The 9,753-nt window shown below is 66.6% G+C and carries 10 protein-coding genes; 6 read left to right on the plus strand and 4 right to left on the minus strand.

Annotated elements, in window-relative coordinates; genetic code table 11:
* Genes NTY77_03020 through NTY77_03030 form a run of 3 tightly spaced genes read right to left on the minus strand, consistent with a single transcriptional unit; the run spans position 1 to position 2,959 of the window.
* On the minus strand, positions 1-1,170 hold the full coding sequence (locus NTY77_03020; protein MCX5794455.1) for a hypothetical protein: 1,170 nt from the start codon (positions 1,168-1,170) through the stop codon (positions 1-3).
* Positions 1,171-1,217: 47 nt separating this feature from the next.
* Entirely contained in the window at positions 1,218-1,985 is a 768-nt protein-coding gene (locus NTY77_03025; protein ID MCX5794456.1) for an ABC transporter permease, read from the minus strand.
* Positions 1,982-2,959: an ATP-binding cassette domain-containing protein gene (locus NTY77_03030; protein MCX5794457.1), complete on the minus strand. Its 978-nt coding sequence runs from the start codon at positions 2,957-2,959 to the stop codon at positions 1,982-1,984. Before NTY77_03030 ends, NTY77_03025 begins: the two co-directional genes overlap by 4 nt.
* A 75-nt stretch (positions 2,960-3,034) precedes the next feature.
* On the opposite strand from NTY77_03030, the gene nusB reads away from it, so the two are divergent.
* Positions 3,035-3,472 carry a transcription antitermination factor NusB gene (gene nusB, locus NTY77_03035; protein MCX5794458.1) on the plus strand — a complete coding sequence of 146 codons (438 nt, stop codon included), beginning with the start codon at positions 3,035-3,037 and terminating at the stop codon, positions 3,470-3,472.
* The gene (gene ligA, locus NTY77_03040; GenBank protein MCX5794459.1) at positions 3,447-5,444 is read left to right on the plus strand and encodes an NAD-dependent DNA ligase LigA; all 1,998 of its coding nucleotides are present in this window, start codon (positions 3,447-3,449) and stop codon (positions 5,442-5,444) included. The genes nusB and ligA overlap by 26 nt, the downstream gene beginning before the upstream one ends.
* On the opposite strand, the gene NTY77_03045 is transcribed toward ligA, so the two are convergent.
* The gene (locus NTY77_03045) at positions 5,441-6,289 is read right to left on the minus strand and encodes a formylglycine-generating enzyme family protein (GenBank protein ID MCX5794460.1); all 849 of its coding nucleotides are present in this window, start codon (positions 6,287-6,289) and stop codon (positions 5,441-5,443) included. The genes ligA and NTY77_03045 overlap by 4 nt on opposite strands.
* A gap of 139 nt (positions 6,290-6,428) precedes the next feature.
* On the opposite strand from NTY77_03045, the gene NTY77_03050 reads away from it, so the two are divergent.
* The 4 genes from NTY77_03050 to purH are packed head-to-tail and all read left to right on the plus strand — an operon-like array spanning position 6,429 to position 9,399.
* A complete protein-coding gene (locus NTY77_03050; protein ID MCX5794461.1) occupies positions 6,429-6,737 on the plus strand; it encodes a hypothetical protein in 309 nt (102 codons plus the stop codon).
* 2 nt (positions 6,738-6,739) lie between these two features.
* Positions 6,740-7,036, plus strand: a complete 297-nt coding sequence (locus tag NTY77_03055) for a hypothetical protein (protein MCX5794462.1) — start codon at positions 6,740-6,742, stop codon at positions 7,034-7,036.
* A gap of 21 nt (positions 7,037-7,057) precedes the next feature.
* Positions 7,058-7,903, plus strand: coding sequence for a metallophosphoesterase (locus NTY77_03060; protein MCX5794463.1), 846 nt, complete (start codon positions 7,058-7,060; stop codon positions 7,901-7,903).
* Positions 7,900-9,399 (plus strand): bifunctional phosphoribosylaminoimidazolecarboxamide formyltransferase/IMP cyclohydrolase, encoded by a 1,500-nt coding sequence (gene purH / locus NTY77_03065; GenBank protein ID MCX5794464.1) that lies wholly within the window; start codon positions 7,900-7,902, stop codon positions 9,397-9,399. Before NTY77_03060 ends, purH begins: the two co-directional genes overlap by 4 nt.
* Positions 9,400-9,753: the final 354 nt, after the last annotated feature.

The raw sequence follows: 9,753 nt of genomic DNA on the forward strand, positions 1-9,753 counted from the left end.
TTACGCGCCGAAGGGCGAGATATGCCCCGGGTAGCCGTCTTTCCAGGGAGCGCGCAGGCCGGCTCTGGCGAACTGCCTCAGGTCCCACAGGTCGGGCTCGGCAGCCGCCGCCTTGTAGAGCTCCACGGCCTCCGGGCGCCGGCCCATGAGGTCGAGGAGGTTGCCGGCGCGGATCTCGGCCCAGACGCCCCAGCGCGTGATCTTGCCGTCGATGCGGATATCTTGGGCGGCGCGCAGGGCCGTGAGAGCCTCCTGGCGGCGACCCGCGGCCCAGAGCGTGGTGCCCTGGATCACCAGAGCCTTGGCCAGTTGCAGGGAGTCATATTCGCCGCTGCGCGCCCGCTCCAGGAACCCGTCCACGTCGGCCAGGACCTCGGGGTAGCGGCCGGCCTCGTAGTTCGCCACGAAATCGATGTCCTGGACCATGGCCGAGTCCGGGTAGCGCTGGCGCACCTCGGCGCTGAGCCGGGTGGCTTCGGACGGGTCGCGCAGGCCCCACTGGTCCTCGAGCAATATCTCGCACAGGATCATCTTGGAGACGACCTGGCTGAAGGTCCCGCTCCGGGCCGAGCGCTTGAGCTCGTCGATGCCGCGCTCGCGGTTGCCGCGCAGGAAGAGCTTGGCCAACACGCGCACGAAGCGCGGGTAGGCGTCCGAATAATAGTCGTACATGCCCAGGCCCAGCCAGGGGTCGCCCATGGATGGATCCAGCAGGGCGGCCTTCTTGAGGTGCGCGACCGCGGTACGGCCATGCCAATAGGCCTTGAGCCATTGGTGGCGCACGGCGAGCAGGCGCGCCGAGACCCCGTAGGCCGCGCCCAGGGCCATGAAGCCCTCCGCGTCCCGGGGATGCTTCTTGACCCAGGCCGTGCCCTTGACGATGGCGTCATCGGTCCGCTTGGCGAAGGTGGCCAGCAGGGCCGGGTCGGCCTGCTCGGCTCCGTAGATGTACTGGATCATGGAGACCGCGGCCAAGCCGAAGTGGCCGTAAGGATGGTCCGGCTCCAGGGCGATGACGCCGCGCACCGCGGCGTCGGCCTCGCTCCACTTCATGGAATAAAGGAGGTCGAGCGCGTTCTGCAGCTGGCGGTCCATCTCCGGGGGGATGGCCCGGGCGCAGGCGGGCAGCAAGAGCAGCAGGCAGAGAGCTCGGCGCAGGTGTCTCATCATGCGAGAATAAGGATTCTAGCGGAGACCTCGCCTATTGTCAATGATGGTCATCGAGTCTGCTGGAGGCCTCCGAAAGAGACGATGCCCCAGGCCGCCGTGGCCGCGCAGAAGAACAGCACCGCGGCCAGGTCCAGGCCGGGGGGCAGCACGCTCCAGCCGAGCAGGACCCAGCGCATGAGATCGACGCAGTAGGTGAAGGGATCGCAGTACGCGGCCAGGCGCAGCGCCGGCCCGCTCTGCGTGAGGTCGAAGAGGGCGCCGCCGAAGAAGAACATGGGCCAGGTCAGGAAGCTCATGACCAGGCCGAAGCCCTCCATGCTGTTCATGCGCGCGCCGATGCCCAGGCCGACGTTGACCAGCAGGAACGAGAAGAGCGCGGCCAAGGCCACCGCGCCCGCGATCTTGAGCGGCCCCAGAGGCAGGATGAGCGCGGCGCCTATGATGAGCAGGATGCAGGCCTCCAGCGTCCCGCCCACCATGCCGCCCAGGGCCTTGCCGAAGAACAAAGTGCTGCGCGAGATGGGAGCCACCAGGACCTCCTTGAGGAAGTCCAGGCGCTTGTCCCAGATGATGTAGAGGCCGTAAGTGATGGAGGTGAAGAGGATGACCATGCACAGGATACCCGGAAAGATGAACTGCTGGTAGTTGTAGCCCGGGACCGGGCTGTGCCCCGCCAGGCCCCGCCCCACCACGAAGAGGAAGAGCAGCGGCGAGACCATGATGGCGATGATGCGCTCCTTCTCCCGGAGGTAGACCTTGATCTCGCGCAGGAACAGGGCGTAGACGGCGTTGAGGTCGGCGAGCAGGGGGCTCATCGGGTATTGCGCGAGACCGCGATCCGCTGGAAGATGGTGTCCTGCCCCCCCTCCTCGTCGCGCATCTGCCGCCCGGTGAACTTGAGGAAGACGTCGTCGAGCGTGACCCGCCGCACCTGCACTTCCTCGATGACCGGGCAGCGTTCGAGCAGGGCCTGCAGGTGGCGCGGCGCCTCGGCCACGGTGAGCCGCAAAAACCCGTCCTCCCGGACCGCCTCCTTGACGAAGTCCAGCCCGGCGAAGTCCTCGGGACGGACGTCGCCTTTGAGCCGGACCACGTCGCCGCCGACCTTGCGCTTGAGCTCGTCGGGAGTGCCGAGCTCCCGGATGCGGCCCCGGTCGATGATGGCGACGCGCTCGGCGAGGTTGTCCGCCTCTTCCATGTAGTGGGTGGTGAGGATGATGGTGGTGCCGGCGCGCCGGCGCAGCTCGCGGACGTAACCCCAGACGGCTTGGCGGCTGGCCGGGTCGAGCCCCAGCGTGGGCTCGTCCAAGAACAGGATGCGCGGCTCGTGGATGAGGCCGCGGGCGATCTCCAGGCGCCGGCGCATGCCGCCCGAATAAGTGCGCACGCGGTCGTCGCCGCGCTCGCTCAAGCCCACGGTGGCGAGCATCTTCTCGATGCGGCCGCCGATCTCGCGCCGGGGCACGCCGTAGAGCATGGAGTGGAGCTGGAGGTTCTCGCGGCCGCTCAAAAGGTCGTCGACGCTGGGCTCCTGGAACACGATGCCGATGTTCTGGCGCACCGCCAGGCCCTCGCGGACGATGTCGTGCCCGGCCACGCGCGCCGTGCCCGAGGTGGGCTTGACCAAGGTGCAGAGCATGCTGATGAAGGTGGTCTTGCCCGCGCCGTTGGGGCCGAGCAGGGCGAAGACCTCTCCCTCGGGGATGGCCAGGTCGATGCCGTCGACCGCGACGAGGTCTGCGAACCGCTTGGTCAGGCCTGCGGTCTCTATGGCGAAGGCGCTGCTCATGAAGTCATTCTACGATTTTCACTAAATGTTATAATAGTCGCGCGCTCTTTCATCCCGTGAACGAGGAGTCCCGCCGTGGGTAGACGAAGGCAGGCCCGAGAAATAGCCCTCCAGGCCCTCTATCTCGTCGACGTCGCCCATACCCAGCCCTCGGAAGCCTTCGCCATCGTCAACCGGCACGCCGGCCAGTCAGAGGCGCAGACCCTCGACTTCGCCCGCAGCCTGCTCGAAGGCGCGGTGGCCAAGCTCGCGGAGATCGACGCCCACATCTCCGCGACCGCGGAGAACTGGCCCATCAAGCGCATGGCCGCGGTGGACCGCAACGTGCTGCGCCTGGCCGCTTTCGAGCTGGCCTACGAGCGCGACACGCCGGTGGGCGTGGTCATCGACGAGGCCATCGAGATCGTGCGCAAGTACTCCACCGAGGACGCCACCAAGTTCATCAACGGGATCCTCGACAAGCTCAAAGCCCTCCGCCCCGCCTCAGATGCTCCCCCAAAAGACCCGAGCTGAGATCGACCGCCTTCGCGCCGAGATCCGGGAGCACGACCGGCGCTACTACATCGAGGACAGCCCGGTCATCTCAGACACGGAATATGACCGGCTCATGCGGCGGCTCCGGTCGCTCGAAGTCCAGCATCCGGAAGCGGTCACACCGGACTCTCCCACCCAGAGGGTCGGCGGCGCGGCGGTCTCGGACTTCAAGCCCGCGCGCCACGCCGCGGCCATGCTCTCTTTGGACAACGTCTACGCCGAAGAGGAGCTGCGCGAGTGGCACGCGCGGCTCCTGAAGAACCTGCCGCCGGGAGAGAGGCCGGTCTTCATCATCGAGCCCAAGATCGACGGGCTCTCCTGCGCCCTGACCTACGAGGACGGCAAGCTGACGCGGGCGGCCACGCGCGGCGACGGGGAGACGGGCGAGGACGTGACCCTCAACGCCCGCGCCATCCATTCCATCCCGCTGAGCCTGGGAGCGGCGGCCCCCCAGAAGCTGGAGGTCCGCGGCGAGGTCTACATCAGCTTCGCCGATTTCGCTAAAGTCAACGCGGCTGAGGAGCGGGCCGGGCGGGAGGCATTCGTCAACCCGCGCAACTGCGCCGCAGGATCCCTCCGGCAGAAGAACCCCGCGGTCACGGCGCAGCGCCGCCTGCGCTTCTTGGCCCATTCTTTCGGCGTGTGGGAAGGCGGCGCCCCGGTGTCGAGCGAATCGGGATTCCTGCGGGCCTGCGCGGCGTTCGGCTTGCAGCCGGTGGAGCACGACAGAGCCGAGTCTCTGGAAGAGGCCATCCGTTTCTACCACGACTTCAAGCAGAAGAGGCTGCCCGTTCTGGCTTTCGCGGTGGACGGCATCGTGGTGAAGGTGGATTCCTATGCGCAACAGAGACGGCTGGGGTTCACGGCCAAGAGTCCGCGCTGGGCCGTGGCTTTCAAGTATCCGGCCCAGCAGGCGTCGACGATCGTCGAGAAAGTGGATTTCTCGGTGGGCCGCACGGGGACGATCACGCCCGTGGCCAAGGTCAAGCCGGTGTTCTGCGCGGGGGTGACCATCAGTTCCGTGACCTTGCACAATTTCCAGGAGATCGAGCGGCTCGGCCTGATGGTAGGCGATCATGTCCTCATCGAGCGGGCCGGGGAAGTCATCCCCAAGGTGGTCAAGGTGGACCGGGACCGACGTCCCGACGATGCCAAGCCCATCCAGCCGCCCAAGAGCTGTCCGGCCTGCGGCGGCAAGGTGGTCAAGGAAGATGAGTTCGTGGCGTACCGCTGCGACAATCCTTCCTGCCCGGCCCAGCTCAAGCGGCTCCTGCTGCACTTCGCCTCTCGGCCGGCCTTGGACATGCAGGGCCTGGGCGAGGCCGTGGTGGATCAGCTCGTGGACACCGGCCGGGTCAAGGATGTGGCGGGACTCTATGATCTGAAGAAGGAAGACCTCCTCAAGCTCGAGCTTTTCGCCGAAAAGCGGGCGGAGAACCTTCTCGCCCAGATCGCGGAGTCGAAGGACCGGCCCTTGGAGCGGCTGGTCTTCGGGCTGGGCATCCGGCAGGTCGGGGAGAAGACGGCCGAGACCTTGGGCCAGCTCTACGACCTGGAGGGCTTGGCCGCAGCCTCGGGAGAGGATCTGACCAGGATCCCGGAGGTGGGTCCGATCGTGGCCGCCTCCATCCAAGGCTTCTTCCATTCCCCGCAGACCAAGGCCCTGCTGGCCCGGCTCAAGGCCGCGGGGCTGAACTTCAAGCGCTCCGAGAAGAAGGCGACGGGAGCCAAGTTCGCGGGGCAGACCTTCGTGTTCACCGGAGAGCTGGAGACCATGACCCGCGAGGAGGCCGAGGAGAAGGTGAAGGCTTTGGGCGGCAAGGCCTCGGGCTCGGTCTCGGCCAAGACCGCTTACGTCGTGGCCGGCGCCGACGCCGGCTCCAAGCTGCGCAAGGCCAAGGGATTGGGCGTCAGAGTCCTTTCCGAGAAAGATTTTCTCGAGCTCATCTAGGGCAGGGACCGCGCGGGACGGAAGCCCAGGTGGCCGAGCCGGTAGTCCATGGCGCTGCCGAAGCGATGCGCGGCGCGCAAGAGCGCGGCGTCGTTGAACCAGGAGCCTCCCCGCACGACCCGATAGGTGCCCGGCGGGTCTTCCCAGGCGCTGCCGTCCACGGGCGCGCCCAGGGCCACCGTCTCGATATGGACCTTGCGGCGCAGGATATCCTGGCCCTCGCCCACGAAGACCGAGTTGTACGAATCGTGATACCAGTCCTGCAGCCACTGCCACATGTTGCCGGCCATGTCGCAGAGCCCCTGCTCCGTGTTGCCCGCGGGCCGCGAGCACACGGGCGCGCTCGTGTCCTTCCCGCAGCCGCGCACGCTCAGCTCCTTGAAGACCGCCCGCGCGCAGGTCGGCTCCTCGTCGCCCCACGGGTACTTCTGCGCCTTGCCCCGGCTGCGGGCCGCGTACTCCCACTCCGCCTCCGTGGGCAGCCGCCCGCCCACCCAGGCGGAGAAATCGCGCGCCTGTTGCCAGTTCACGCACGGCACCGGATAATCCCCGCCCGGCGCGACGCAGGAGGGCTTGGCGCAGGCCCCGGCCTCCACGCACTTCTGGTACTGCTTATAGGTCACCAAGGTCTTGGCCATCTGGAAGGTCGGGACCGTCACTTCATGACTGGGCTTCTCGTCCGGCCCGCCGTCGTCCGAGCCCATCACGAAGCGCCCGCCGTGGATCGTGACCCACTTGATGCCGACATCCACGGGCGGCTTAGGCGCCGGAGCGGGCTTGCCCTCCTTGCCCCAGCACGGCCCGGCGAGGATAACCGAGAGAACGACCGCTAGCGGGCTGCGCATGATGTCTGTCATCGTAGCTGGCAAACGCTATGATACCAAAACGCCGGCGGGATGAAGACCCCGCAAACGAGCCCTCTTGCAGCTGATTGGTGGGATTGTCCCACTTGACATTTATCCCACCATGGGGCATACTATGATCATGGCCAAAAAGACCAAGTATTCCGACGTCGTCCGGGAAGGCGACTTCCAGGACTACGGCGCGGTCAAGGCGGACGCCAAGCACCGCGTCGTCATCAAAGGCCCCGTCCACGACCTCTACCGCGTCTACCGCAACGAAGCGGGCCAGATACTCCTCGACCCCCAAGTGCTGATCCCCGCCCGGGAAGCCTGGCTGTTCAAGGACAAGAAGGCTCTGGCCTCGGTGCGCCGGGGCCTGAGGCAGTTGGGAGAGGGCAAGTTCATCAAGATGCCGAGCCTCGCCAGCCACGCCGAAGACGACATCGATTAGCGATGAACTTCGAGCTGGTCTACCTGCCCGATTCAGCCGAGCAACGCCGCGAACTCGCGGCTTCCCCCGCCCACGGCAAGGTCTGGAAGGCGGTCTGTAAGACCCTCGCCCTGCTCGAAACCAACCTCAGACACCCCAGCCTGAACACTCATAAATTCCTGGGCCTCCGCGGCCCCAACGGCCAGGAAGTCTTCGAAGCCTACGCCCAGCAGGCCACGCCCGGCGCCTACCGCGTGTTCTGGTGCTACGGCCCCGGCAAAGGCCAGATCACCATCATCGCCATAACGCCCCATCCCTAAACGGTTTTGTATCATTTGGTGATGCCCACGAGATCCTTCAGGACCGCATGGCTCGGTCTCGCCTTCCTGCTGCTCGGCGCTTTCCCCGCGCGGGCTCAAGAGCCCTCCTGCACCCGCTGCATCGTCGTCTACGGCGACACGCGCAGCGACCACGAGGCGCATCGCCGCGTGGTCTCACAGCTCATGAAGTTCAAGCCCGCCGTGGTCTTCCACACCGGCGACATGGTCAGCCGCGGCTCCTCCGCGAAGGACTGGAGATACTTCAACGAGATCTCCTCCGGCCTGCGCGCTTCGGCCGAGTTCTTCCCCGTGCACGGCAACCACGAAGACCACGCTCCCCTCTACTACCAGAACTTCAACTTGGAGCCCGACCGGATCTGGTACTCCCTCGACCGCTCCGGCGTGCACTTCGTGGTCCTCGACAGCGAATCGCCGCTCTGGGAGGGCTCCTCCCAGGGCAAATGGCTGGAAGACGACCTCTCCCTGGCGGCCGCCCGCTTCACCGTGGTGCTCCTGCACCGCCCGGTCTACGGCACCGGACAGCACGCCGTCCATGACACCAAGATCCTGGCTCCCATCCTCGCCCCCCTCTTCAAGAAATACGGGGTCGGCGCGGTGTTCTCCGGCCACGACCACATCTACGAGCGCTCGGAGGTCGGCGGCATCGCCTACATCGTCACGGGCGGCGGCGGGGCGCCGCTCTACACCAAGCGCAGCGGCGCCTCGCCCTACTCGAAGGTGTTCATCCCGAAGCATAATTTCGTGACCCTGTCCGTGAAGCCCGAAGGCCTCTTCTGCGAGGTCTTCGACGATAACGGCGCCCCGCTGGACTCCTTCACGGTCCAGCCCCGAGCTCCCCGGAAATGAGCCATAAAGGCGAACGCTGGGCCCTGCTCCACGTCACGGACAAGACCGGCATCGTGGAGCTCGCCTGGCAGCTCCAGTCGCTCGGCTTCAAGTTCATCGCGGACCAAAGCACGGCCGCGACCCTGCGCCAGGCCGAGCTGGAAGTCTCGGAGGTCCGCTCGCATCCGGGCCTGCTGCGCTCCTTGGCGGCCTCGGGAGAGACCGGCATCAAGGAGAAGTCCGCGCGCGTCCCGTCCGTCGAGCTGGTGGCCATCAACCTCTATCCCCTGGCCGAGCTGGCGGCCTCCGAGCTCTCCCAGGCCGAGACCCTCGCCTACGTGGACGCCGAGGCCCCGGCCCTGCTGCGCGCCGCCGCGCGCAGCTTCCGGCAGGTCATCTGCCTCTGCGACCCCCAGGATTACGGACAGACTTTAGACGTTTTGCGTCAGCACGGCGACCTCAGCTTCGAGCGCCGCCAAGCCCTGGCCGCCAAGGCCTTCCACTACACCGCCTACTACGATTCCACCGTGGCCCAATACCTCGGCAGCCGCTGGGAGAAGCTCCCGCAGGAGCTGGTCATGGGCCTGCGCAAGAGCGCGGAGCTCGGCTACGGTGAGAACCCCCACCAGCAAGGCGCGCTCTACGCCTTGAGCGGGGCCCGGCCCTGGGGCATCAACCAGGCCAGCCTCGTCTACGGCCGGCCCCTGTCCTTCAACCACTACTTCGACCTCGACACGGCCTGGGAGCTCGCGGGCGAGTTCACCGAACCGGCTTGCGCCATCGTCAAGCACGGGGTCCCGGCCGGGACCGCGGTGTCCAAGAGCCTGGCCGAGGCGGCCAAGCTCGCCTACCGCGGCGACCCCCACGGCTGCCTGGGCGGCACGGCCGCGGTCAACCGCGAGGTCGACGAGGAGGCCGCCGCCTGGTTCGCCGAGGAGACGGTCAACTGCATCGCGGCGCCCGGCTTCTCGGCCAAGGCGCTGCTGGCCTTGAAGGCGAAGAAGGACATCCGCCTGGTCACCTTGCCCTCGACCTTGATCTCGGCGCACGAGCTGGACTTCCGTTCCGTGGCCGGCGGGGTCCTGGTCCAGGACCGGGACCACCAGAGCCTGCCCGAAGCCTTGAAGGTCACGACCAAGCGGCAGGCCACGGAGCTGGAGATGCACTCCTTGCGCCTGGCCTGGCAGGTGGCCAAGCACAGCCGGACCCATGCCGTGGTCCTGGCCCGCGGCGGGCAGACCGTGGGCATCGGCAGCGGCCAGACCTCGCGGCTCGACGCCGTGCGCCTGGCCCTGCAGAAGAGCCGTGAGCGCCATCCCATCCTATCCGAAGACCTGCCTATCGTGCTGGCCTCGGACGGCGCGCTCTGCGCCGACCATGTCCTGGAGGCGGCCCGCGCCGGGGTCAAGGCCGTCATCCAGCCGGGGTTCTCGAGCGAGGATGAGGAGGCCACCAAGGCCTGCGACCTTCACGGGCTGGCCATGGCCTTCACCGGTGTGCGGCACTTCAGGCACTAAGGACAATGCCGGTCACTTAGCGGCACGCAGTTGTTGTGCCATGACGAAAGACGGCGACTTGATGTGCAAATTTGTCCTATTTTTCCATCACTTCCAGAAAATCCACCGCCAGCGCTGGCGGTATTGCTAAATTTATCTTTATTTCATAATTAGAATTAGCATTCGCGGTCGCCATCCAGATCACTGATACTTCAGCCCAATACTCTCTCTTCCTGCGCTCGCGGCGCTTGGCGCCGCGAGCCGCGCGCGCCCCATTCCGCCTGCGCGCGCAACTTCATGAAGATCCAAGGGCCAAGGGATGAGGAAGTGACCCAGCACTCCGAATCCTCATAGGGTCGGCGCGACAGAGGAATA

Source organism: Elusimicrobiota bacterium (assembly GCA_026388095.1).
In the GTDB taxonomy this organism is placed as follows: domain Bacteria; phylum Elusimicrobiota; class Elusimicrobia; order UBA1565; family UBA9628; genus UBA9628.